Origin of the sequence: Pedobacter roseus (assembly GCF_014395225.1) — a bacterium.
Lineage (GTDB): Bacteria > Bacteroidota > Bacteroidia > Sphingobacteriales > Sphingobacteriaceae > Pedobacter > Pedobacter roseus.
This window is the reverse complement of record NZ_CP060723.1, coordinates 2,246,703-2,270,906: the sequence shown is the minus strand read 5'-3', so window position 1 is coordinate 2,270,906 and position 24,204 is coordinate 2,246,703. Positions and strand designations below refer to the sequence as shown.

General features: G+C 41.1%; 22 protein-coding genes. 3 read left to right on the top strand and 19 right to left on the bottom strand.

Annotated elements, in window-relative coordinates:
• Positions 1-27: 27 nt before the first annotated feature.
• The 12 genes from H9L23_RS09480 to H9L23_RS09425 form a co-directional block, all read right to left on the bottom strand.
• Positions 28-1,092: a glycosyltransferase gene (locus H9L23_RS09480; RefSeq protein WP_187594723.1), complete on the bottom strand. Its 1,065-nt coding sequence runs from the start codon at positions 1,090-1,092 to the stop codon at positions 28-30.
• On the bottom strand, positions 1,089-2,045 hold the full coding sequence (locus H9L23_RS09475) for a hypothetical protein (RefSeq protein ID WP_187594722.1): 957 nt from the start codon (positions 2,043-2,045) through the stop codon (positions 1,089-1,091). Before H9L23_RS09475 ends, H9L23_RS09480 begins: the two co-directional genes overlap by 4 nt.
• Before the next feature lie 11 nt (positions 2,046-2,056).
• Positions 2,057-3,367: an MBOAT family O-acyltransferase gene (locus H9L23_RS09470; protein WP_246474899.1), complete on the bottom strand. Its 1,311-nt coding sequence runs from the start codon at positions 3,365-3,367 to the stop codon at positions 2,057-2,059.
• Positions 3,368-3,490: 123 nt separating this feature from the next.
• Positions 3,491-4,255, bottom strand: coding sequence for a hypothetical protein (locus H9L23_RS09465; protein ID WP_187594720.1), 765 nt, complete (start codon positions 4,253-4,255; stop codon positions 3,491-3,493).
• Positions 4,185-5,450, bottom strand: a complete 1,266-nt coding sequence (locus H9L23_RS09460) for a hypothetical protein (protein WP_187594719.1) — start codon at positions 5,448-5,450, stop codon at positions 4,185-4,187. The genes H9L23_RS09465 and H9L23_RS09460 overlap by 71 nt, the downstream gene beginning before the upstream one ends.
• A gap of 27 nt (positions 5,451-5,477) precedes the next feature.
• Positions 5,478-6,659, bottom strand: a complete 1,182-nt coding sequence (locus tag H9L23_RS09455) for an oligosaccharide flippase family protein (protein ID WP_262892386.1) — start codon at positions 6,657-6,659, stop codon at positions 5,478-5,480.
• A 35-nt stretch (positions 6,660-6,694) separates the two neighbouring features.
• On the bottom strand, positions 6,695-6,922 hold the full coding sequence (locus tag H9L23_RS26865) for an oligosaccharide flippase family protein (protein ID WP_187594717.1): 228 nt from the start codon (positions 6,920-6,922) through the stop codon (positions 6,695-6,697).
• A complete protein-coding gene (locus H9L23_RS09445) occupies positions 6,919-7,950 on the bottom strand; it encodes an SDR family oxidoreductase (protein ID WP_187594716.1) in 1,032 nt (343 codons plus the stop codon). Before H9L23_RS09445 ends, H9L23_RS26865 begins: the two co-directional genes overlap by 4 nt.
• Before the next feature lie 23 nt (positions 7,951-7,973).
• Positions 7,974-9,275, bottom strand: a complete 1,302-nt coding sequence (locus H9L23_RS09440; protein WP_187594715.1) for a nucleotide sugar dehydrogenase — start codon at positions 9,273-9,275, stop codon at positions 7,974-7,976.
• Positions 9,276-9,284: 9 nt separating this feature from the next.
• Positions 9,285-9,809, bottom strand: a complete 525-nt coding sequence (locus H9L23_RS09435) for a UpxY family transcription antiterminator (protein WP_246474898.1) — start codon at positions 9,807-9,809, stop codon at positions 9,285-9,287.
• Between the two features lie 157 nt (positions 9,810-9,966).
• Positions 9,967-12,219, bottom strand: a complete 2,253-nt coding sequence (locus H9L23_RS09430) for a GumC family protein (protein WP_187594713.1) — start codon at positions 12,217-12,219, stop codon at positions 9,967-9,969.
• Between the two features lie 28 nt (positions 12,220-12,247).
• Entirely contained in the window at positions 12,248-13,021 is a 774-nt protein-coding gene (locus tag H9L23_RS09425) for a polysaccharide biosynthesis/export family protein (RefSeq protein ID WP_187594712.1), read from the bottom strand.
• A 326-nt stretch (positions 13,022-13,347) separates the two neighbouring features.
• Here H9L23_RS09425 and H9L23_RS09420 point away from each other — a divergent pair, with 326 nt between their 5' ends.
• From H9L23_RS09420 to H9L23_RS09410, 3 genes are all read left to right on the top strand, one after another.
• Positions 13,348-14,532, top strand: coding sequence for a right-handed parallel beta-helix repeat-containing protein (locus tag H9L23_RS09420; RefSeq protein ID WP_187594711.1), 1,185 nt, complete (start codon positions 13,348-13,350; stop codon positions 14,530-14,532).
• 335 nt (positions 14,533-14,867) lie between these two features.
• Positions 14,868-16,016: an acyltransferase family protein gene (locus H9L23_RS09415; RefSeq protein WP_187594710.1), complete on the top strand. Its 1,149-nt coding sequence runs from the start codon at positions 14,868-14,870 to the stop codon at positions 16,014-16,016.
• Positions 16,017-16,320: 304 nt separating this feature from the next.
• Positions 16,321-16,746 carry a helix-turn-helix domain-containing protein gene (locus H9L23_RS09410; protein WP_246474897.1) on the top strand — a complete coding sequence of 142 codons (426 nt, stop codon included), beginning with the start codon at positions 16,321-16,323 and terminating at the stop codon, positions 16,744-16,746.
• Between the two features lie 465 nt (positions 16,747-17,211).
• Here the strand turns inward: H9L23_RS09410 and H9L23_RS09405 are convergent, their stop codons facing one another.
• The 7 genes from H9L23_RS09405 to ccoN form a co-directional block, all read right to left on the bottom strand.
• Positions 17,212-17,946, bottom strand: a complete 735-nt coding sequence (locus tag H9L23_RS09405; RefSeq protein ID WP_187594709.1) for a YoaK family protein — start codon at positions 17,944-17,946, stop codon at positions 17,212-17,214.
• A 401-nt stretch (positions 17,947-18,347) separates the two neighbouring features.
• On the bottom strand, positions 18,348-18,896 hold the full coding sequence (locus H9L23_RS09400) for a sulfite exporter TauE/SafE family protein (RefSeq protein WP_187594708.1): 549 nt from the start codon (positions 18,894-18,896) through the stop codon (positions 18,348-18,350).
• Positions 18,893-19,321: a FixH family protein gene (locus H9L23_RS09395; RefSeq protein WP_187594707.1), complete on the bottom strand. Its 429-nt coding sequence runs from the start codon at positions 19,319-19,321 to the stop codon at positions 18,893-18,895. The genes H9L23_RS09400 and H9L23_RS09395 overlap by 4 nt, the downstream gene beginning before the upstream one ends.
• A gap of 227 nt (positions 19,322-19,548) precedes the next feature.
• Positions 19,549-20,922 carry a cytochrome c oxidase accessory protein CcoG gene (ccoG, locus tag H9L23_RS09390; protein ID WP_187594706.1) on the bottom strand — a complete coding sequence of 458 codons (1,374 nt, stop codon included), beginning with the start codon at positions 20,920-20,922 and terminating at the stop codon, positions 19,549-19,551.
• On the bottom strand, positions 20,906-21,874 hold the full coding sequence (locus H9L23_RS09385; RefSeq protein ID WP_246474896.1) for a cbb3-type cytochrome c oxidase N-terminal domain-containing protein: 969 nt from the start codon (positions 21,872-21,874) through the stop codon (positions 20,906-20,908). The genes ccoG and H9L23_RS09385 overlap by 17 nt, the downstream gene beginning before the upstream one ends.
• Entirely contained in the window at positions 21,861-22,043 is a 183-nt protein-coding gene (locus tag H9L23_RS09380; protein WP_187594705.1) for a hypothetical protein, read from the bottom strand. The genes H9L23_RS09385 and H9L23_RS09380 overlap by 14 nt, the downstream gene beginning before the upstream one ends.
• Positions 22,044-22,046: 3 nt before the next feature.
• Complete coding sequence (gene ccoN / locus H9L23_RS09375; protein ID WP_187594704.1) at positions 22,047-24,188, bottom strand: cytochrome-c oxidase, cbb3-type subunit I; 2,142 nt, start codon at positions 24,186-24,188, stop codon at positions 22,047-22,049.
• Positions 24,189-24,204 lie beyond the last annotated feature (16 nt).

Below are 24,204 nucleotides of genomic sequence, written 5' to 3'. Positions count from 1 at the left end.
CTTTTTAGCTTATTTTTTGAAGAAGATTTAGCTGATTAATGATTGGTAGCAGCTTGCAATTTTGTTAAGAGAAAACCGGTTTTGGGCATCATCCATCATGGCCTGATGATCCCATACCTGCGAACAGGCTTTTTGAACATGAAAGGCATAAGCGCCATCATCATGCTGATCGATGGTATATCCATTAAATCCCTCTATCACCAGGTTAGACAGTCCCCCAACCCTAAAGGCCACTACCGGTGTGCCATTGGCTATCGACTCTAACAGTGCATTCGGGAAACCTTCGGTAACTGAGGTAAGCAGGCAGAGCTGGTGATTTTGGTAAAGCTTATCTACATCCTCAATTTCTCCAAGCATACACACACGGTCTGCAATGCCCAGCGCATTAATTTGTTTGGTAATTGCTGCCCTGCAAGGTCCGTCTCCGGCAATGCTCAGGTGAAAATCGTTTGGCAGCCCCGCAAAAATATTGAGTAAACGGCTGTGCATTTTTTCGGTAGCAAGCCTGGCCACGATGAGTATCTTCTTTTTCCCGTTTAGCTCACTTTTTATACTGCTGATGCCGGGAAGCGATGCTTTTACGGGATTGGGAATAATGATTAAGCTGCTTTGGGGAAGCCTAAAAGTATTTAAAAAAGAGGAACTGATTTCTGCCGACTGACATACGATGTTGTTAAACCGGCGATAAAAAATTTCGATCATGGGCACCCAAAATCGCTGCTTTACGTTATTAACCTGAGCCATTTCGCGGTAAACATTCGATTCTCTTGCAATCAGGAATGGAATTTTAACAAACAGGGATATCATTGCAACCAGCACATTGATGTGCGCCCCCGTCGAAAAGATGGCATAAGGCCGTTCCTTTTTGATCAAAGCAAGGAGTTTACCGAAAGACCGCGAAGCACGAAAAGTCATCAGGTTAATTACCCTTACATTTTCCAGATCGGTTGAAAACATGTCCTTTTCGCCACCTAAATACACGATGAAAACCTCAAATTGGGTCTTATCAAATCCCTGGGAAAGCAACCAGAACACACGCTCCGAACCTCCGGCACCTAGCGAACTGACCACAAAGAATACTTTCTTTTTCATCGTTTGGCCGATTTAAAAAAGTCTTTGACATCCGATTTTAAAATATGCGAAGCAACGGTTTTTGAATATAAATCGGCTCCCTTATTATTTAAATGGGAAGCATCTGCAAAATATTGCCAATGCGCAAATTCTCTGTTACTTGTATAGTCCGAAAAATCGATGCCCATAAGTTTGCAAATTTCCCTCACCTTTTTTACGGTTGTGGTAGTTGGATCGAGCGAGTATCTTGGGGAAATGAATACAAATAACCTGATGTTGTTTTTACGGCAGTTCACGATAATGTTCTCCAATGAGCGAATATTTTCAGCATCCATTTCTTCTTTTTGTACAGCCCTTGCTTTTTTGGGTAAACTCCCTTCCTTCATACTTCCTGTTAACGGCCTGTATCCTGCAATATCAGGAGTCGAAAATTTAGAAAATAAGGTATGCTGCACAATAGAAAATAGCTGTCCATTGTATCTATAAGTTTGCATTGACGCTTTCAAGAGTTCAAATGAACTTTTTTGCAGTAGAAACCGATCTACGGAATTTGAAGTGCTGAGGTAAGGCAATAAACAGGATAGGTTATCTTTCTTTTCAGGATCATTATCCAAATCCCTGTTGTTAACATCCAAAATAAGCAACCGCGGGGTATGTCGTTCAAGTGCCAGATCAAGCATGGCCTCGTAATAAATCATTCCCTGCCCATCACGGCCTCCATTGTAACATTTCATTGTGAGTGACTGGCCTAAAATTTCAGGGTTGTAATGATGGGCTGCCCGCGAGCTTCCCAGGATGAGTAAATCCTCTTTAGCCTGATAAACAATATGATTTGCAATTGCATATTCGCCCGTTACTTCGCGTATAAAACAGGCATGGAGCAATCGCCCACCTAACTGGTCGACCAATAAAATGACTGCTATAAAAATGCCAAATTTTAAGAAAAAATACTGCGTTGGATTAAGTCTGCGCATTGTTTAATGATTTAGAACTGAAAGTAGATGAACTGGCTGCCATCAAAAACGCCGAACAGCATAATGGCAAAAACCAAAGCACCATAAGTAAGCAAACGCCAGGGAAAACGGAGGTCTGAAACAGCTATACCCTGCCAATGAAATTCCTGTCTCAATTCGTAACACAGTAAGGATAAAATGGCCAAAATACTGTAGAAAAAATAATTTGGCTGACCTAAAAAGAAACCTGGTTCAAAACTGAAAATACGTTTAAGGATACCTAAGGCCTGGGCAATATTATCGGCTCTGAAGAATATCCAGGCCAGCGTAACCAACAGAAAAGTAAATGTTACCTGCAGCAACCCGCTTAACTTGGGCATGCTTAAAAACTTCCATTTTTGAAAAGGGCCTCGCAATTTCCTGAACACGATTTCTAAAATAAGGTAAGTACCGTGGAGTGCGCCCCAAACGATAAAAGTCCAGTTAGCACCGTGCCAAAGACCGCTTAGCATAAACACAACAAAGAGATTACGGTACCATTTCAGCGTCGAAACACGGTTTCCGCCCATAGGGATATAGAGGTAATCTCTAAACCAGGAGGAAAGTGAAATGTGCCATTTGCTCCAAAACTCACTAATGCTCTTAGCAAAATAAGGCCTGTCAAAATTTTCCATGAGCCTGAAACCCAATATCCTTGCGGTACCGATTGCGATATCAGAATAACCGGAGAAATCGCAATAAATCTGAAAGGAAAAGAAAACAGTCGCCATGATCAGGCTGAGGCTGCCATGGTGTTCGTAATTACCATAAACGGCATTAACATATATCGCCAGCCGGTCTGCCACCACCACTTTTTTAAACAGACCAATCAAAATCCGCTTAAGTCCTTCACTGGCATCGTAAGGATTAAAGGGATGTTTTTCATAAAACTGGTGCAACATATTCTGCGGCCTTTCAATCGGCCCTGCCACCAGTTGTGGAAAAAACATAACATAGAGAGCATAGATTCCAAATTTCTGCTCTGCCTTTTGGTTACCCCGATACACCTCAATGGTATAACTCATGGCCTGAAAGGTGTGAAAAGAGAGCCCAATTGGCAAGAGTATAGCCAGTGCCGGAACCGGGTTGCTGTAACCGGCCCAACTTAATATCCCCGAAACGCTATCGTTAAGGAAATTAAAATACTTAAATATACCCAGGACCAGTACATTGGCCACGATGCTTAGCAATAGAAGCCTTTTTTTTGTCTTCGGCAACTTTGCTTTTTCAATATAGATGCCGGCAAAATAATCGATCAGGATGGTAAAAAACAGGATCAGAATATAAACTGCCTTAAAAAACATGTAAAAAAAGCAACTGGCTAACAATAGCCACAGCCACCTGTATTTGTAGGGCATAATAAAATATAGCCCGGCAACTATCGGAAAAAAGAGCAGAAAGTGAAAGGAGTTAAAAAGCATGTTATCTTAATTTTTAGAAATAACGATGGTAGATTTCTGATTTTTGAGCAATAACCGAAGTCGGATGGCCAAAAGCATAAGCAAAGGCCAGTAATCATTTTCTACCACCATTTGCCCGCCAAAACCATCTTTAAAAAGATTGATCCTTTGGAGGCTGTCGTCGGTTGTGCCAAAGGCGTAACCTCCCATATCGTAAACCGAAAAGCCCATTGCTTTAAATGTTTTCATATCCTCAAGGTGCAGCAGGCGGTTGGCCCGGCCTATCCAGCTGCGTTTAGTTCCACCCATTTCCTCTTTCCGGTAGGGTGATGCCGAATACAACAGGCGGACGCGGCCTTCTGAACGATCAAGCAGGTAGGCATGCATCACCAAAATTTCTCCTTCAGATACCGCTTTTGTTATGAGGAGTTTATTGCCATATTCCAATAAACTTAACCCGATAGGCTCCAGCCCTTTGGTTAAGGCAAAGTCATTGTAAAAAATAATAAACTCATCCAGCTGTGTGTGTATATCGGTATGAATTCCATCTTTCCTTGCCCTGCGGATATCGTAGGCGGTATTTTTATCAAACTGAGAAAAAAAGGTATCCTCGCTAGCCGAAATATCGATGAGTTTGGTGTAAAAATCTTCGCGTTTGTAACCAAAGCGTTCCCCTTTAACCGAACTTTGCCTAAATACGGTAGTTAAACACTGACCAGTTTTAGGCTTCTGCCCGAACCATACGACCTCTCGGTTTAGAAAGGGCAATATTTTCTTTTTCAGGATGATCATATATTTTCTTTTTTGAGTTGATGGCGTTTAACTGGAGGATGCAAAAAAACAGGAATACGGTAGGCCCATTGGCATTAACCAGCCAGGCATTATGAAAAAGTGAGTTGAGCGATATGGCCAAAAAGGTGAAGCATAATGCCGCCTGTAAAGCAGATTTAGGATTTCTGATGTCGACAATTACCGACTTAAATATTTTCCCTACACGCCAATAGATGGACAGTAACAAAATGATACCAACCAATGGCCCTAAGTAGGTAATAAACATCAGATAGGCATTGTGCGAGGTTAAACCGCCCTGATAAATGGGATTATGCCTTGATACATCAGACCATTGCCTGTTGTAGAATAAAAGCCCGAGCGGATAATCGCTGTAAATTTTAATATTTTCTGTCACCAGCCCTGATCTGTCTTCTCCCCTTTCCGAATTTTGTTGTGCCTTGCTCAAAATATTCTCCTGTGCATTACCATTGTATCTGGAAATGGTAGAAAAGAACACCAGCCCCAATACAGCTACTCCAACCAAAATGGGTATGGACTTCATTCGGAAATAAAATACAATGGCCAGTACTGAACCGATCGCAAATACCATGAGCGCCGAGCGTTGCATCCCGTAAAAAATGGGGACTATGGCCATCATAAGTACCAGCATCACCACAATAAATGATTTACCGCTAAAAAGGGTATATAGAAAAGCAAATGTAGAAAGTGCCGCTACCTGGTAACCGAAAGTAAATATACTCGTACATATTCCGGAGGGGCTTTGTACAATTTCTCCTCCAATTAACCTCTCCCGCCATATTATGGTAGCAAGCGGATTAATATGATCTGCTCCCATCACCAAAGCCGAAAGCGCCAAACAGGAAAAGAAAACAATTACCGACATTTTTAACCTGCCGGGGTTATTCCCCACAAAAAAGTTAAAATACAGTGCACAACCTATAAATATCAACAGATTAACCATCAGGGGTTTAATCTGATCCTGACCAAGTACATAGTAAAAGAAATTGGCCAGGAACAACAGCCACAGCTCCCGCATGCCGATAAATTGTAAATCTCCCCTGGCAGGAAATAAAAGGGCAATTGCAACGCCCACAGCCACCGCCGGAAACTTGAAATAGTTGTTCAGGAAAATGTCGAAAGTTAGGGCGTAAATGTAAACTACTACTAAAAGCAGGATCAATATTTTCTTTGGCATTGTGAACTGGATTAGTATTAATTAAAGCTATGGTTTAGCCACCGACCGCCTTCCTCCGGAGAGAAAGCCAAGCACCATGATCTGTTCGGGAAGTCGCTGCAAATAACCAAGTAGCAAATAGAAAAGCAATGCGGTACTGCCAGCAATCACCATTGCCAGATATACATTCGAAATCATTTCTTTTAACAGAAAAGCCATTAGCCCCATTAAAAATGCATTGATCAATATGGTAGCCATTTTCTTGTAACTCACAATTTTGATACTGGTGAAGTACTGGTTGATGGCGAAAGAAATGACTGAGTTAGCCACTATCCCAAACATCAATGCTACAATTCCCCACCTACAAAAAAGAATAATATTGAAGAGTATAATGGTTTTCTTAAGCAGTTCTAACCTGAAAATAAGCCTGGTTCTGCCCTCTACTTTAAGTAAACTTCCGCTGGTGGTTTCCAGTATCTGGAAAATCCCTGAAAAACTGAGGATGGCCAGCAGTTTTGCGCTTGGAAGCCACTTTTCGCCTAATAATGTCCATACAATATCCCTCGAAAATATAGAAATCATAACCACAACGGGCGTTGCACTGAAAACCAATAATGTTACTATTTTCCGATAACGGCTTTCCAGGCCTGCCCGATCATGTTGATAACGCACTAAAATTGGATAGGTAACTGAATCTACTACCTGCGATATGGTAAGTACCGGCACTTCGTAAAGTCGTTTTGCCTGATAGTAAAACCCGGCATAAGCGATTGAAAAATAACGGCCAATAATGGGCTGATAAATATTAGCAAAGAAAATATTGAGCATTGCAGTGAGCAGCAAACTAAAACCAAAGGAGAAAAGTTCTTTAAAGGCCGATATGGAGAAAATCAGTTTTGGTGCCCATTTTCCATAAACACATAGAAAAAACGTATTGAGCGTACTTTGACTGAGCTGCAATACCACCAGGCTGAAAATACCCATTCCATTTACTGCACACAACAGGGCAAAAACTGTACTAAAAACTGATGAGATGAGCGAAGCCCGGGTAACAAGTTTAAAAGCAAGCGCCCTGATCAGTAATACCCGTTGCACCAACCCAAAAGCATTGATGATGATCCCCAAAGCCATTATTCGGGCCAGCATCAATAAGGATGGCTGATGATAATAAGCTGCGATATAGGGTGCTGCAATAAATATTGCCAGATAACACAATAGTGCTATGGCCATATTAAAATAAAAAAAGGTTGAGGTATCACGGTCGCTCATATCCTGTTTCCGGATAAGCCCTCCCCCATTCCACTATCTACCAATGCACTTGCAACACTTAAAAAAATATACAATATGCCTACTAAGCCAAAATCTTCGGGACTTAGTAACCTGGCCAAAACCAGCATATTAACCAACAGCACCAGCTGCGCACCAAACTTATCTACCAGCGCCCATTTAACCGCATGCAGGCCACTTCCTTTTTGCTCGGGTTTCGGTTTCATTCCCGAACTCCCCGGTTTTCACATTCTTCGGCATAGTACCAATTTACGGCTTCGGTAATTCCCTGCGCTACCGAAAATGCTGGACGGTAGTGCAAAAGTTTTTCAGCTTTTTCAATTGAAGCAAGCGAATGGGCAATATCACCTTTACGTACCGGCAAGTAGCGCAGGCCGACATCCAAAATTTCGGGATTATGAAGTGCAAGGCTCTTTTTAATATAACCAAGCAGTTCGAGCAGGGTAATTCTTTGTCCGCAGGCCGCATTGAATATTTGGTTAACGGCCAGTGAATCTTCTGTAAAGATCGATTTGATATTGATCTGAACAATATTTTCGACGTAGGTAAAATCTCTTGATACCGATCCATCCCCATTGATGACAGGAGGTAGCAGCCGAATGAGCGATTTGATAAACTTAGGGATTACAGCAGCGTAAGCGCCATCTGGTGCCTGCCTGGGTCCAAAAACATTAAAGTATCGTAAGCCGATAAGCTCCATTCCAAACATTTTAGAAAAAACATCGGCATACAGTTCATTTACAAATTTGGTAACCGCATAAGGGGATAATGGTTTTCCGATCACATCTTCAGTTTTTGGAAGGGCTTCGCTGTCGCCGTAAGTAGAGGAAGAAGCGGCATAAACCATTCTTTTCACGCCAGCATCCCGGGCAGCAATAAGCACATTAAGAAATCCTGAAATATTCACCTCATTGGTGGTAAACGGATCTTCTATCGACCTGGGAACTGAACCAAGAGCAGCCTCGTGGAATACATAGTCTATTCCCTCCATAACGTTATGGCAAACTTGCCTGTCCCTGATGTCGCCCCTCACCAGCTCAAAATTTCGGTGCATAAAAAAGGGTTCTATATTCGCCGTAAATCCTGTTGAGAAATTATCAAGCACCCTTACTTTTCCGGCGCCAAACTTAAGCAGGTATTCTACAAGGTTAGAGCCGATAAAACCGGCCCCACCGGTAACCAGAAAGCTGTATCCGGAAAGATCGTTTATTCCGTGAAATGATTTGTCGTACATGATCGTATTTTTGAGCGTAACAATTATAACCTGGCTGAAACTGATGCATTGGGAAGCACAGATTTCAGGTCGTAAACAATGGTATGAGGCATGCGTAGCGGTAAAAGATCGATATCGTTGAAAGTCTCATGGGCTACTGCCAGTATAATGGCATCGTATCTTTTCCCGTGATATTCCGAATCCTGGCAAACTACGCCATATTCTTTTTGAACCCGTTGTGGGTCTGCCCAGGGATCTTGAATGCAAACATTGATTTTAAAGCTCTCCAATCGCCTCACAATATCAATCACTTTGGTATTGCGTACATCAGGACAATTTTCTTTAAAAGTGAAGCCCAAAATCAGCACTTTGCTGTTCAGGATAATAATCCCTTTCATCAACATGAGCCTAACCAGTTCGTCGGCAACATAACTGCCCATTCCATCGTTAAGGCGCCTTCCTGCTAAAATAATTTCAGGGTGATAACCTACTTCCTGTGCCTTTTGCGCTAAATAATAAGGATCTACTCCTATACAATGGCCGCCTACCAGGCCGGGCTTAAATTTCATGAAGTTCCATTTGGTTCCTGCGGCTTCCAACACATCTCCGGTATCAATACCGAGGAGATTAAATATCTTGGCGAGCTCGTTTACAAAAGCGATATTAATATCTCTTTGGGCATTTTCGATTACTTTTGCGGCCTCTGCCACCCTGATCGAGGAAGCCTTAAAGGTACCGGCAAGAATAACAGAATCGTAAAGCTCGTCGATAATGGTTGCGGCCTTTGGTGTAGATCCTGAAGTTACCTTTTTAATGTGCACAACAGTATGTTCCTTATCGCCCGGGTTGATGCGCTCGGGAGAATACCCGGCAAAAAAATCAATATTAAACCGCAATCCCGATTCCTGCTCCAGTATCGGCACACATTCATCTTCTGTAACGCCCGGGTAAACGGTAGATTCGTAGATTACGATATCCCCCTTTTTTAACACACCGCCAACAACCTTGCTGGCTTTGAGCAAAGGGGTTAAATCTGGACTATTATTCTTATCAACAGGCGTGGGTACGGTTACAATGTACCTGGTACAGTTTCTGATATGTTCTACATCGCTGGTGCAAAAAAGCCCTTTCAATGTGGTACAATCCTGCGTTAGTACCTGTTGCAGCTCTGCGGTGCTGATCTCATTGGTATGATCAACCGCATTTTTGATTTCATCGATGCGTGAGGGATTGGTATCATATCCGAATACCTTATATTTTTTAGAAAAAGCCACTGCAAGCGGCAGGCCTACGTAGCCAAGGCCGATTACGGCTATTTTAGGAAGGTCTGTTATCTGTGTTTTCATGATTCGGAATTAAGCAAGAATGGTATTTTCGGCAGCAACTTTTGTGATGATCACGCAACCCAGATGATCGAGCACCATGAGTACATTTTTGCCCTGTACTTGTAAAACTTTTCCCGACAGGCTTTCCAGCGCACCGCTTTTAATCCTTACACGGTCTCCGGCCGAAAGCTGGTTCACACTAATGATCTCAATGTCTTTTTCCTGCGCAATAAAATCTCTTATCCTGTTTATTTCCGCATCGGTTAAGGTAGCAGGCCGGCCTTCAAAATGGATAAAATTGATTACCCCGAGTGTTTGCCTGATGAGCGATTCTTCTTTTGGATTGGAATAAACAAAAACGTAGGAACTGAAAATCGGCAGATGTACAATCTTATTTCTATCGGCCCACTTATGCGATTCTTTCTTCAAAGGGCAATAAGACTCCACCCCGGAAGCCTGCAACAGCGTATCTACTTTTTTTTCCCATCTTGGCCTGGTGTAAATCACTTTCCAGCTTCTTTGCTGGAGATCGCGTTTGTGTGTGTTACTTAGCATTGTCATTGTTTTATTGTTGAGATATGTAATTTTCCTTTGCTCCAGGCACAAAGCTTCGCTATCTCGGTTACAGTGGCCAAGTGGGCAATGGAAAACGGTAAAGAAATGTTAAGGGGAAAATGTTGTTTGGTAGAATTAATTTTTGGCTTACGCTATCTTATGCGTAATCGCGGCTGCCATAGCCGTAATGTTTAATATGCTCGGTTTTTCCGTCGTTAAGGATCACCATCAAATTTTTAAGTTTATTGTTCTTTTCAATGTCAGCAAGTATATTCAAGTGGCTTTTTTGGGTATAGTTGTACCTCACCACATATATGGTTGCATCACTGTGCATATCAAGACTAAAAGCATCGGCAACAAGGGCAATCGGTGAGGTATCGATAATCACATAATCGAATTCCTCCCTGAGTTCTTCAAAAAGCGTGGCGATACGCGGATTAAGCATTTCATTGCCTGCATCCACCTTGCTCAGTCCGCTGCCGATAACAGAAAGATTAGCTGAAATTCCCGATGGAATGATAATTTCCCTGGCTTTCATATTCTCTGAATGTAAATAATCGCTTATTCCGGTACCTTTCTCCAGTTTCATTTTATTTATCAGGTCAGGCTTACGGAGGTCGAATTCTAACAGTACTACCTTTTTATCAATATTGGCCAGCGTAGCGGCCAGATTAATGCAGGTAAAGGTTTTGCCTTCACCCTGCACTGATGAGGTAACCATGAGCACCTGACTGTTTCCATGGGGCACATTGCTTCCAAGATTGCTCCGGATGTAGCGAAAAAGTTCAGTGATGTTGTTCCTGTGCTTTCCGTTTATGGCCAATCCCCCGCTTCCCCTGGCATGGCATACTTCACCCAGTATCCTTACATTGGTTTGATCCGTAATTTCGTCCACATTATCCACCCGGCTGTTTAGCTTATCCTTGGTCCAGATAAAGGATACAGGAATAATAAAGCCAAATAGCAATGCAGATAAAAATATCAGCTGACGTTTGGGCTTGGTTGGGCTGCTATCGTAGTTTGCCTGATCGATCACCTTTGCATCCGGCACATTTGCCGACAGTGTAAGGGCTGTTTCTTCGCGTTTCTGGATCAGGTATTGAAAAAGATTAACCTTAACACTCTGCTCACGGTCGCGTTGTTGCAAACCATGCTCAATCTCCGGCGCAGTTTGTATCCTTGCCTCAAATTTTGACGAATTGGATACCAGACTTTGCCTGTTAATCATCAGGTTTGTGCGGATGCTTGCAATATTTCCCGAAATGTTCTCCCTGATTACAGAAAGTTTCTGTTTGATATTGATAACAAGGGGGTTTCCCGGCAGATTTTCGGTAAGCAACTGCTGGTACTCTTCCTGTGCGGCATTATATTTATTAATGAGGGTAAGCAGCGATCCATCTTGCAGCCCTGCAGTTCCAGGTACAATCGGAAGAAGTCTTCCTGCTTTGCGCAAGTAAACATCAACGGCATTGAGTATGCCCAACTGTACGTTTATCGCTTCTAATTGTTGTTTATAATCTTCTGCCCGTTGCAGGTTTGATTGTGCATCAGCCGCTACGTTGGTTACCCTGTTAAGCTGTTTATACTGTTGCACATTTCTTTCAACCGTACCCAAATCCTGGGTCAGGTAGCTCAGCCTGGTATCGATAAAATCAATGGTGGCAAGTGCCATCTGGTTTTTAAAGGCAATATCTTCTAAATTATATTCTTTTACCAATTGGGTAAGAATATCGATACCACGTGCCGGTATATTATCAAGCACACCGATCTGCAATACATTTGCATCTTTAACGATTTCGGTAATTTCAAGTTTTCTGTCGCGGTACGATTTGGCTAATTCATCTACATTGATCAGCGATAAATGCACTTCCCTATCTCCTTTTACGAAAGCCGGCCCTTTAGCAATGCTGATGCTAAAACCCGCATTTGAAATGGTATCTCCAAAATGATAATTTTTATTGACAACCTCATCTGGAAGCGTAAGTGCAAAACGGTTCTGATCAAGCATTTTCAGTGTTATAGGTTTACCCATGGCCTGCGGAGAAACCCGCATCACTTTAATCACTACCGGAGAAGTTTTTCCATAAACCTCTTTCTGCAACAATCCTGTTCCAACAAATACCTGGCTGCTAATGGAGAGCCGGTTGAGTACTTTTTTCATCAGGTTTACGGAACGCAATACCTGGATCTCATTTTCGATGGTTTTGGTGGTATGGAACATGTTAAGATCACTGAAAGCGCTTTCCTTAAGTATCCCGTCGCCCTTTTTGTCATCCTGCAAAAGCAGTGTTGTATTTACCTGGTAATAAGGTGTGGTAAAATAAATAACGCCTACCGCTACTGCCATGCAAATTGCAATACAGATCAGAAAAAGGTACCAATACTTCGCATATTTAAAAAATGGCTTCATATTAAGGGTAATTAAGTGAATGGAATGTTTATTTCTTTACCAGGATGCTGATTAAAACCGCCAGCACGGAGAATGAGGCTGAAATGATCGGGATAAACCTGTTATTTTGATTAACCTCCTGTTCTTTCGACTTATCAGGTTCTACATATACAATGTCATTTTGCTTGAGGAAGTAATAGGGTGAGTTAAGCAACTCCACCGAATTGATATTCAGTCTTTCGAGCGTTCGAACACCTTTTATATTCCTGATTACGAGCACATTATCGCGCCTGCCAAATGGGGTCATATCTCCCGCCATTCCCAAAGCCTCCAGCAGGTTAACTTCGCTATTGGTGATTGTAAATGTACCGGGCCGGCTAACCTCTCCGATTACGGTGATCTTGAAATTGACAAAAGAGATGCTTACGTTAGGACTTTTGGTCATCTTTGAAAGTTCGCGTGTTAGAGCGTCTTTTGCCTGCGAGAGGCTCAATCCACCAAGCTTAATTTCTTTTATCCCAGGAAAATTGATAAATCCGCTGGCGTTAACTTTATAAACAAACGGCGTTTGTCCGTTACCCGGAACCGTGCTGTTGAAAAGGTTATTAGATTCTGTGCTCGAGCTTACTACAATAATAGAAAGTACATCATTAGGAAGTATTTCAGTTTCGGGTACTTCAAAGGATTGCGATTTCATTTTACCATCCTGTTTAGGAAGATCACTGAAATATACCAGGTTCCTTTTCGATCCGCACGAACTGATCAGCAGTGTGCTAGTACAAAGAGCAAGTATAATGGCGCTAAGTTTAATACGAGTTACCATAAGGTTTTTTTTTAATGGTTTTGTTCAGTAAACTTAGCGAATATCAACACCGGTAAACCCTGCTCGGGGCAATTGTAAAGTTTTATGTATAAGTTTTACAGTTGCGAGCAATATTGTGTAAAATCTGAGCAGATTTCTGTATAAAAATTTTAAAAACTCAAAAAACACCGCCGAAAAATGAGCTAAAAATCTATCCGCCGCGGTCAAAAATCTGCGTAATTTTACTAAAAAGCCCTGTGTTTCTACCATAAACCGCTTAATGGGAACAGGTTAGGATAAGAATGCAAAGTGATGCTCGTTACCTTTAAAAACAATAATTAATAAATATGAAAAAAACTGGAAAAACTACTTTAGCATTCAAAGCGCTTTTAATGGGATTAGTAATTAGTGCATCCATAACAGGCTGCGAAAAGGCTGAGGACGCGACAAGCAATGAAAACGCTCTTTTTCAAAACAATTCAAATCTGGAGGTCGCGGGATCGCCGCTGACTACGATTCCAAGCGGTAGCTATGATCTGACCAAAAGCCTTCCATCAGGATATGTAAAAGATGGATCGGTTGATTATACCAGCTACGTACAGGCGGCCATTAATGCAAATTCAAATGTTTCCTTTCCGGCTTTCCCAATTTTGGTAAACGAAAAAGGAATTATTGTTCCCTCAAACAGGACACTAAACTTCCTGTCGGGATCACAATTGTTACTTAAGCCCACTTCGAGTGGCAACTACAATCTGATCAGGATTGAAAACGCATCTAACGTGGTGCTTAACAATCCGGTACTTGTTGGCGATGTTGGTAATCACCTTGGCAGCAGTGGAGAATGGGGAAATGGGATCGTCATCCTCTCTTCAAGCAACATTACCATTAACGACGGTAGCGTTACCAAATGTTGGGGCGATGGGATTTATCTTTCGGCTTCGGGTAGCAAAACTACCAATACCAAAATCGCTATTACCAACACGGTGCTTCAATACAACAGAAGGGCCGGAATTTCGATTACCAGCGTAAATGGACTCGTTATGGAATCGGTTGTTGCCGGCAATACCACTGGCACCTCGCCAATGACCGGTATAAACTTTGAACCAGAGGCTGCTACAGATGAATTACAAAACATCAGCCTGCTGAACTGTAAAACAGAATACAATGGCGGTTATGGTATACAAATTGGTTATTCGAACCTGTATGGTGGCTCAAACAAAATCACAAGTATTAACATACAGAACCATTATGATAAAAAATCGGCAACAGCTGTAAAGGTATCTGCTGATATTGCAAAAAGAAGAGGTAGTGAAATTATTAGTGGTACGTTAACCTTTGCTTCTCCCTTCTGGAGGCAGAATCCAGGTTCTACCATTACCACCAATCTTTACGATAACAACCTGAAATTGGTGATTACCAAACCTGTTATTATGGATGTGAACGGCACGCAATTAACCCAGGAGCAGGCCATTAGCAACCTTACCTACAAAACACGTATAAACAGGGGGGCAAACTATTCGTTAACCTTCTAAATCAAATCTGAATTATTTCTGAATAAAGTCTCAGCACTATTATATAATAATGCAGGAGATGGTACGATCAGATCAAAATAATCAGGAAAAGCGGCGATTTTCGATATGAAAATTGCCGCTTTTCCTTTAAATAAGCCCCCTACTTTACACAATTGTGTGCAAATTGCACAACTTTATATACATAATTTAAATTCGCCTTATTAATCAGCTTTTACTGCTAATTTAGTACTCTTGCCTATTGTAAGTAGGCTTGGCACTGCCTTATCTCCTATTTAAAGAGTATCTTAACTATCTATCCGGAATCCAATTCTATTTAGGCTATTAGCAATATTTTTATGGTTATATTTAATTCTAAAGCCATTTTGGGCGAACACCGTACCCAATGGATCGATTATGATAAAGGCATCAGTATTATTTTAGTAGGTTATGGGCACGCTTTTGCTGTTTTGCAGGGGCATGGAACAAGCTTCGAGCATTATCCATTCCTTAATTATGTAGGTGTTTTCCTGTACGGGTTTAGGATGCCTCTGTTTTTTATCATCTCTGGCATGCTTTTAAGCAAAAGCATTCAGCGTAAGGGAGCCCGAGGTTACCTTTATAGCAGGGTAAACAATATCCTTCATCCATTGCTCGTATGGGGCATTATTGAAATTACGATTAAGCTGGCAAGCGCCGGAGAAATCCCTACCCTAAAAACTTTATTTGCCGATTACCTTAATTTACTCATCGATCCCAGAAAAACCGGAGTATTCTGGTATCTGAATGCACTTTTCTGCATCGGTATTATTTATTCAATCGTTAAAACCAAACTTGCATTACGCGCCTCACATCAGCTAATTGTGGGACTGCTGTTTTTCTGCCTTTCGGCGTACATCCATATCAATGGCTATGCTGCCGGCTTTCTTACCGACATTTTAGAATACTATCTGTTTTTTGCCATTGGAGATTATATCTCAAAACTGATGCTTTCTGAAAAAGGAAAAACATATTTTACTTCTCCAAAGTTCTATATCCCTCTTTTTTTGGTCTTTGTTACCCTACAATATTATGCCACACAGATCAACCTTGGCTCAGGTTCATCGGGTATGGTATATGTGGAAAGGAAACTTCCCTTTTTATTTCTCGCACAGGCATTGTTAGGCTGCGCAATATCGATAAGTTTTTCTTTTATGCTGGAGAAACACAAAAAGCTCGTTTTTTTAAGGGTTGTTGGTTTCCACTCTTTATTTATTTACTGTATGCAGATTATCGTGATGAATTTTAGCAGGATAGCGTTGGTTAACGTATTGGGAATCAAAGAAGTTCTGATTCTTTTCCCACTTATATGGCTTTTGGGAATAACCGTTCCTATAATGATTTACAACTGTTGTATACGCTGGCAGCTGTGGTGGCTGTTTACCTTTCGCAGGCCAAAGGCATCAAAAAGGAGCTCCTCAGAGCAATTCAAGACTAATACACTCATTATTAATGACTTTAATCAATAAAATAAACAAAAAAACCAATTAATAGTATAAATAATAATACAATAAACAATATATTTGATCATAGTCGGATCCATTTTACAAATTCAATGTGCCATTACATTATTACGATGGGCATTACTACCGTGGGCTCAGCTTGTTTCATAACACAATTTCACTGATCGGTAAAAAATACAACAACAACAATATTAAGCTACTATTATAAACTTCAAATAAAACTACTAACCTTAATGTATCGAAATCCCAAAAAAAGACTAAGGAGACCAAACATATAAAAAGTCATAATCACCCATTAATTAAAATTAACATGCAAACTAAAATTGATTGCGCCAAAGATGGTACCATCATTGATGATGCAAAAACAAGCTCGCCAACTACTCATCCCAACCAGCACTACGGTCATGCTGTCGAAAAAGTGATCAGAAGAAACAATATTGGAATTAGTGAAATTGCACGTAAAATGGGCGTAAGCAGGAGGTCCATTTACAACTGGTTCGAAACCGAAAAAATTCCCACCGATATTATTCAGCGGATAGGTTATGTCATCGGTCACGATTTTTCAAAAGAGTTTCCCGATGAATTGAAACTATATACGGAGTTAGACCACCTGAAGATACAAAGTCTCAATAATTTCGGTGATGAAAATAGTAACGATTCAGTATATTACTGGATGGATAGATACATCAAACTACTAGAAAACTTTAATGCAATCCTGGGCGGAGAACACAGCTAGCCTAACATTATTCTTCTCCCACCTTCCCCGTCTTTCCAACCAAATATAAGTATGAATATATCCGCCATTCAAAATGTTATAAAATTCATTTACTATGCGCAGCAACAATTGCAACGGATAACTCCCATTAGATAAAGCTGCCTTAGCTGTAAAGGTATAAGCGACACTGTTACGGCGAATATCATATCTCTTTCCTTCAGCCTGACAATATATTTACAACACACTGTATATCAGAAACTTAATAAGACATTAATTACCATTAAAATGTGATCAATCTCATTTTAATGGTAATTTTTACATTTTGCAGCCAAATATAACAAACCGCACAAATCAATCTTGATTAGCGTTCATTTACCGGAAGATGTTAATCAAATCTTGCTGATTAGTAAAGTGTTACAAGAATTAATGGCGTATAGTCAGTTAAATTTGATCGTGTTAATACCTTGCAAATATTTTTATATAGCTTCATTTACCTTTCTTGCCGTAGCGAAAATTGGAATAGTACCTTTTGATATTCAAACGAAATACATCGTATAGCAGGGTGAAACAGAGCATTGATGCAGGTATCAGAAATGACCGAAAACTGATGTAAGTAAACAGATATGCGCCTGATAGCGCACCCAGCATGAAGAAAAAGATGATGGAGCTCCTGAGTTTAATCCGGGAAAGCAACTCACCCTGAGCGGCATAACTATCTGTCCTCAGCTGGGCGAGCTCTATGCCAAGATCGGTGAAGGTACCGGTAAGATGCGTGGTGCGGACGACAGAGCCAGAAATTACCGAAACCAGTGCATTTTGCATTCCCATGGCAAATAGTAGTGACCCAGCGAAAAAATTACCTGAAAACCCCCAGTATTTTACAAGGGGTGAAAATGCACAAAAAACCAGGATTATGGTTTCTAAAACTATTGGAATGGCAAAAGAAAACCTTGCGTTATGACCAATCTTGATTACGATCAGACTGCTCGTAAAAGCTCCGGCTAAAAAGAGTACCATCCATGTTGCTACCAGTCGCACCATTTTCCAGTCATGCTTGGCAATGCCCTCTGCAAAGAGCGCAGCGTGCCCGGTAACATTTGTGGTGAGCGCAGAAAAGCCCAAAAACCCTGCTGCATTTACAAAACCCGCAATCAAACTTAACAACACCGCCAATTTCAGGTTGTGCGCATAGGTCCTCTTAACTCCAAAATGTCTTAGCATAATAAATTCCCCAATAATTAATGAAAAATGAAATACCTATTCTATGCTATTCCCCTTTTATTAAACCTTAAGTCAAAATGGATAATATCAGAAGTTAGCTGACTGAGCGTATATAAACCAATTTTTATCCTTACAAACACCCTTAATGATGAGCAAAATCTCTTCTAAATGCTACAAAGCCCGCTCCCTGCACAGATTTTGGGCTTTTTCCGTTTGTAGAATCTGAATTAGCATCGCTTATGCGCTATTTTATCGGCACTCTATGGTGTGGCCATAGGGACTTGTATTTCTTGGCGATATAAAGGGAATACCTAAATCGGCCGAGCGTAATATGAGCATTGTGCCCATAAAAAACATAAACCACGGGATAAGCTTATTGGTATTGAAACGGATGTATTTTTTCAGGAAGATCCCCCTAGCGAAATCATAAGCATCAGCGGCGTGGTACCTAATCCGAATAGAAACATAAATATTCCGCCAGATTGGACGCTTCCGGTATTTAAAGCCGTGGCAAGTGCCAGATATACCATTGCACACGGAATAATGCCATTAAGCATTCCGGCAAACAATCCCCATAAGGGCAAATTGAATACTTTTCCCATAAGCCTTATTAAGGGATTAAGTAGCCATGACTGGAGCCTTGAAAACCTGTTTCTATAAGCAGCATTAAACTGTAGTGCTGTAAATAAAACCAGTACAAAACCTATTAACATACTGAGCGTTTTCTGATCGCTAAATATGCGGATGCTACTTCCTAAAGCACCTACCAATAAACCTAATATCGTATAAACTGCAATTCGGCCAAATTGGTAGAGCAAAAGCTGAAATCCGCTTTGCAGTAAATCCTGTTTTCTAAATGGCATGCCCAACATAATTGGTCCACACATTACCGCGCAGTGAAGGCTGCCAAAAAGCCCCATCAAAAATGCAAGTGGTAAAAAGTCCATCATAGCGTGATATTATTTTTAAATAAATAATCTTTACCAGACGAACGCCAGCTGAGATTTAAAAACCACATTCCCCTCGGCATTTTAGTTTTATCAACCAAAATAAGATTGGAAGTTCCTGAAGTGCTTCCTTTTAATTTAACATCATCATCGCTGTTGGCAGGCCGCATTAAAACCAGTTCGTACGCTGCAGGGTCTTTTATCTGGATGATGATCTGGGTTTTGGTAACAGTAATTTTGGGCTTCGCATGATCATTAAGCACGTTCTGTTTAGCATCGTATTCCGCATTGTAATTAATCCCTTTTTCATAATAATTTTCTTCGATCAGGGCATCCCTTCCGTGCACATGAAACATGTAAACCACCATACACACGATAAACATCATGAATGTTAGCATCCCAAGCACTATTTTTGTTCCCCAGTTCATATTTATTTTTTAATTACGAATGAGTGAATAATTGAATGAGTGAATTTTGAATGAGAGAATGTTTAAAGGCAAATCGCAGATTCAATCACTCAACATTAATCAATCTCTAATTCTGTCATTCAATCAATCCCTAACTCTATCATTCTCTAATTCTATCATTCAATCACTCCCTAATTCTATCATTCTCTAATTCTATCATTCAATCACTCTATCCTTCTCTCATTCAATCATTCAACTCCTTCCGGTTGTGCGAAAAAACTTGTTGTTGCTGTACTTAAAACCTCACCACCGGCAATAATTTCGAAAACAGCATCTGTTTTATACTTCTTAATGGTATTGTTTTTTCTAATGAGAAAGAATGTAAGGTGTACAGCGCCCTCTTTTGGTAAAAGATCGGCTTTTTGGATAAAATCAATCTCATCACCATTATTTTGCGACCTGAACTTAAATTTTACTGCTTTATTGGTTTTATTGATCAATTCTGCATTATAAAGATTGCTCGTTTTATCTGTTCCCCTGCTTTGGTACAAGGTACCGCTAGCCCGCAAAACTGTAGTTTGAATATCTTCTCTTTTGTAGATCAGTGAAGAAAAAACCAGCAATACCACAAACAGAACAGCGGCATAACCGTAGGATTTTAGGCCAATTGTATAAGGCTTGCGTTCGTTGATAAAATCCTGATTAAAAAAACCGATCAGATTTTTGGGCTTATTTATTTTAAGCATCACCTCGTTACACGAATCGATACAGGCGGTACAGTTTACGCACTCGAGCTGTGTTCCTTTGCGGATATCGATACCTGTAGGGCAAACCTGTACGCAAAGGCCACAATCGATGCAATCGCCGGTTTTTAATGTTGTCGCACTTTTTTGAAGTCGCCCGCGTGGTTCTCCCCTTGTATAATCATAGGCCACAACCAAACTCTGGTTATCCAACAACACACCTTGAAGCCTGCCGTAAGGACAAATGACCGTACACACCACTTCGCGTGCATAGGCAAAAACACCATAGAAAATAAAGGTAAAAAGCCAGATGGAAATAAAACCCGATACATGCCCTTTAATAGGTTCGGTTATAATTTTAAGCAATACATCCGAGCCAATCATATAGGCCAGAAAGGTATTGGCAATCGCAAAAGAAATGAGCAGAAAAATGAAATGTTTACTGGTCTTTTTGAAAATTTTCTCTGCGTTCCAGTCGCTCTGATCTAATTTCTTTTGTTTATTGGCATCTCCTTCAATCAAGTACTCAATCCTGCGGAAAACCATTTCCATAAAAATCGTCTGCGGACAGGCCCATCCGCACCATAACCTGCCCAACACTACCGTAAAGCACACAATGAACATGATAAAAATGAGCATCGCAAGGGCAAACAGGTAAAAATCCTGTGGGGTAAAAATCAGTCCAAAGAAGACAAATTTCCTTTCTATAAAATTGAGCAGTACCAGCTGTTCGCCATTAAGTTTTAGAAACGGACAGGAGAACAAAAATAAAAGCAGTACATAACTTACCCATTTCCGGCAGGTATATAACCTTCCTGATGGCTGTTTAGGATAGATAAAATCCCTGCCCTTACTTCCGGTTTTATTTTTTTGTAACATCGGCTTTGTTTACACTGTCTTTCGGCGCTTTTATTTCATTGTCTTTTACATCTTTCGCTTCATATTTTTCACCTTGTGGCGCTTTGGCACCTGCAGGATTTGTTCCTTTTAACGACAGGATAAAATTGGCAACCGTACTGATCTGTTTGGGGTTCAGGTTTTTCTCCCAACTGATCATTCCTTTTTCGGGAACACCATATTTTATGGTTTTGAATACATTGTTGATGCTTCCGCCATGCAACCAGTATTCATCGGTTAAATTTGGTCCGATAATCCCCTGGCCCTTATCGCCATGGCATACTACGCAGTTGGTCGTAAAAATAGTCTTGCCGTCTGCCAGCACGGTGGGTGTATTATCAAACTTCACTGAGTTTTCATCAATGGTATTAGCCGATTTTTCGAGATAGGCTGCTTTTTCTACCTGGGCTTTTGCCATCTCTTTCTCGTATTCTGTATCCTGCAGATCGCCATATCCACCGATGTGGTAATAAAAAAGATAAGCTGCCGCAAAAATCATCGTCCCGAAAAAGAGGAAGTTGAACCATGCCGGAACAGGATTATTCAGCTCTTTAATGCCATCGTAAGCGTGATCGATAACCAGATCCTTTTCCTCTTCAATTGGCCTTAAACTTAAGAGTTTTGTCCAGATGGAAGGTTTAACCGGTTGCTGCTTTAACCATGCATCGTAATCCAAAACCAGCTCTTTTACCGGTTCGGTGTAGGGCGTAGGATTTAGCTGCTCCTGATACATTACCTTAAATGCATTTAGCAGCGTTAATGCGACAAAAAGCAGTACGGTTACAAAAAGCAAAAGCAATACGATAAGCAATTCCGACTGGCTAAGCCCCAACCCGGGCTGGGAAGGTGTTACCACATCTGCGGTTTTCGCATCTGCAGCAAATGCTGTAATGGATAAAAGCAGCGACAATAACAATAGATTAATCTTCTTCATAAACATTAGGTTGATTTTCTTGTAATGGGATTTCGCTCATCACTTCAATATGTTTTTTGTTTAATTTGAGCAGGTAAACACCCACGATTACAAAAAACACCATAAACATGAGCAGAGAGGTGATGAGGTATATTTCGCCACCGGCTAAATCTTTGATCTGGTTGAACATATTTTATTGATTTGAAGGAATACTTTCTTTATTGGCTTTAATATCGGTACCCAGGCGCTGCAGGTAAGCAATGATGGCCACTATTTCCCTATCGCTTTTAACCCTGATGTTATTCTGCTTCAGGTCAAACGCAATTTTTTCTGCCTGAATTTTTAAATCTTCATTGGCACGTTTATCATAACCTTCGGGATAAGGCACACCCAATGTTTGCATGGCCCTGATTTTACTCGCCGTAGTGGTGATATCCAGCTTCTGTTCGATCAGCCAGGTATAAGGAGGCATAATACTTCCGGGCGACATAGAAGCAGGATCCATTAAGTGGTTATAGTGCCAGGCATCAGAATATTTTCCACCTATGCGGTGAAGATCGGGGCCGGTACGCTTACTGCCCCATAAAAACGGGTGATCGTATACAAATTCTCCTGCCTTACTGTACTCTCCATAACGTTCTGTTTCTGAACGGAAAGGCCTTACCGTTTGCGAGTGACAGTTTACACAGCCCTCTCTGATGTACAGGTCTCTCCCCTGAAGTTCGAGTGCCGAATAAGGTTTTACGCTGGCAATGGTTGGCACATTAGACTGTATGGTAAAAGTTGGCATCATTTCTACCATGCCCCCAATAAGGATAATGATGAGTGATAACACCATAAATTTCATCGGCTTGCGCTCTAAAACCCTGTGCCATGCTTTATCAGCAGGAGAAGTTTCTACAATAATTTTGGTTAAAGGCATGGCCTCGGCCGGTTCGTTGGCAACCAGTTTAGCACCCAACATGGTTTTGGCCAGGTTATAAGTCATGGCAATAACCCCTGTTAAATAAAGCGCCCCGCCAATTGAGCGTAAAATGTGCATCGGGATAATCTGTAGCGTGGTGGCTAAGAAATTAGGGTATTTCAATAAACCTTCAGGCGTAAATTCTTTCCACATCAATCCCTGGGTAAAACCTGCCCAATACATGGGTACGGCATAAAAAAGTATACCCAAAGTACCTACCCAGAAGTGGAAACCAGCCAGTTTTTTAGAGTATAATTCTGTTTTGTAAATACGGGGGATTAACCAGTACAGTACACCAAATGTTAAAAATCCGTTCCAGCCCAAAGCACCAACATGTACGTGTGCAACAATCCAATCGGTAAAGTGGGCTACACCGTTAATCTGTTTTAACGATAATAAAGGTCCTTCGAAAGTGGCCATACCGTAAGCGGTAAGGGCAACCACCATAAATTTCAGGGTTACATCTTCTCTTACTTTATCCCAGGCACCACGCAAGGTTAACAACCCGTTGATCATACCGCCCCAGCTTGGTGCGATGAGCATGATTGAAAAGGCAACTCCTAATGATTGTGCCCAGCCTGGCAATGAGGTGTACAATAAATGGTGAGGTCCTGCCCAGATGTAGATAAAAATAAGCGACCAAAAATGCAGAATACTCAATTTATAGGAGTAAACCGGTCGTCCGGCCATCTTTGGCAAAAAGTAGTACATCATGCCCAGGTAAGGTGTGGTTAGAAAAAATGCCACCGCATTATGTCCATACCACCATTGAACCAGTGCATCCTGAACACCAGCATACATATAATAGCTTTTCATAAATGAAACAGGCAATTCGAAGGAGTTTACGATGTGTAATACTGCTATAGTAACGAATGTGGCTATGTAAAACCAGATGGCCACATATAAATGGCGTTCTCTTCTTTTAAAAATAGTACCGAACATGTTTACACCGAAAACCACCCAGATAATGGTGATGGCGATATCAATCGGCCATTCGAGTTCGGCATATTCGTGTGAGGTGGTAAAACCCAGCGGAAGTGTGATTACCGCTGATACAATGATCAGCTGCCAGCCCCAGAAGTGGATTTTACTTAGCACATCGCTAAACATCCTGGCTTTTAATAAACGCTGAAGCGAATAATACACCCCCATAAAAATGGCGTTGCCCACAAATGCGAAAATTACCGCATTGGTATGTAAGGGCCTTATCCGGCCAAAGGTAGTGTACTGGCTGCCCATGTTCATTGCGGGCTTGAATAACTGCATTGCAGCCAGCAAGCCAACCGTCATGCCTATAATTCCCCAAACCAGGGTGGCAATCCCAAAGTTGCGGACAATCTTGTTATCGTAAGTAAATTTTTCTAACTGCATAATAGAAGCTGAATTT

What these genes read in the sequence shown, in the direction of transcription:
- H9L23_RS09480 (WP_187594723.1), bottom strand. Translation starts at nt 1,092, where the DNA reads ATGAAAAAGAAAGTATTCTTTGTGGTCAGTTCGCTAGGTGCCGGAGGT.
- H9L23_RS09475 (WP_187594722.1), bottom strand. Translation starts at nt 2,045, where the DNA reads ATGCGCAGACTTAATCCAACGCAGTATTTTTTCTTAAAATTTGGCATT.
- H9L23_RS09470 (WP_246474899.1), bottom strand. Translation starts at nt 3,367, where the DNA reads ATGTTTTTTAAGGCAGTTTATATTCTGATCCTGTTTTTTACCATCCTG.
- H9L23_RS09465 (WP_187594720.1), bottom strand. Translation starts at nt 4,255, where the DNA reads ATGATCATCCTGAAAAAGAAAATATTGCCCTTTCTAAACCGAGAGGTC.
- H9L23_RS09460 (WP_187594719.1), bottom strand. Translation starts at nt 5,450, where the DNA reads ATGCCAAAGAAAATATTGATCCTGCTTTTAGTAGTAGTTTACATTTAC.
- H9L23_RS09455 (WP_262892386.1), bottom strand. Translation starts at nt 6,659, where the DNA reads ATGGCCATAGCACTATTGTGTTATCTGGCAATATTTATTGCAGCACCC.
- H9L23_RS26865 (WP_187594717.1), bottom strand. Translation starts at nt 6,922, where the DNA reads ATGAAACCGAAACCCGAGCAAAAAGGAAGTGGCCTGCATGCGGTTAAA.
- H9L23_RS09445 (WP_187594716.1), bottom strand. Translation starts at nt 7,950, where the DNA reads ATGTACGACAAATCATTTCACGGAATAAACGATCTTTCCGGATACAGC.
- H9L23_RS09440 (WP_187594715.1), bottom strand. Translation starts at nt 9,275, where the DNA reads ATGAAAACACAGATAACAGACCTTCCTAAAATAGCCGTAATCGGCCTT.
- H9L23_RS09435 (WP_246474898.1), bottom strand. Translation starts at nt 9,809, where the DNA reads ATGCTAAGTAACACACACAAACGCGATCTCCAGCAAAGAAGCTGGAAA.
- H9L23_RS09430 (WP_187594713.1), bottom strand. Translation starts at nt 12,219, where the DNA reads ATGAAGCCATTTTTTAAATATGCGAAGTATTGGTACCTTTTTCTGATC.
- H9L23_RS09425 (WP_187594712.1), bottom strand. Translation starts at nt 13,021, where the DNA reads ATGGTAACTCGTATTAAACTTAGCGCCATTATACTTGCTCTTTGTACT.
- H9L23_RS09420 (WP_187594711.1), top strand. Translation starts at nt 13,348, where the DNA reads ATGAAAAAAACTGGAAAAACTACTTTAGCATTCAAAGCGCTTTTAATG.
- H9L23_RS09415 (WP_187594710.1), top strand. Translation starts at nt 14,868, where the DNA reads ATGGTTATATTTAATTCTAAAGCCATTTTGGGCGAACACCGTACCCAA.
- H9L23_RS09410 (WP_246474897.1), top strand. Translation starts at nt 16,321, where the DNA reads ATGCAAACTAAAATTGATTGCGCCAAAGATGGTACCATCATTGATGAT.
- H9L23_RS09405 (WP_187594709.1), bottom strand. Translation starts at nt 17,946, where the DNA reads ATGCTAAGACATTTTGGAGTTAAGAGGACCTATGCGCACAACCTGAAA.
- H9L23_RS09400 (WP_187594708.1), bottom strand. Translation starts at nt 18,896, where the DNA reads ATGATGGACTTTTTACCACTTGCATTTTTGATGGGGCTTTTTGGCAGC.
- H9L23_RS09395 (WP_187594707.1), bottom strand. Translation starts at nt 19,321, where the DNA reads ATGAACTGGGGAACAAAAATAGTGCTTGGGATGCTAACATTCATGATG.
- ccoG (WP_187594706.1), bottom strand. Translation starts at nt 20,922, where the DNA reads ATGTTACAAAAAAATAAAACCGGAAGTAAGGGCAGGGATTTTATCTAT.
- H9L23_RS09385 (WP_246474896.1), bottom strand. Translation starts at nt 21,874, where the DNA reads ATGAAGAAGATTAATCTATTGTTATTGTCGCTGCTTTTATCCATTACA.
- H9L23_RS09380 (WP_187594705.1), bottom strand. Translation starts at nt 22,043, where the DNA reads ATGTTCAACCAGATCAAAGATTTAGCCGGTGGCGAAATATACCTCATC.
- ccoN (WP_187594704.1), bottom strand. Translation starts at nt 24,188, where the DNA reads ATGCAGTTAGAAAAATTTACTTACGATAACAAGATTGTCCGCAACTTT.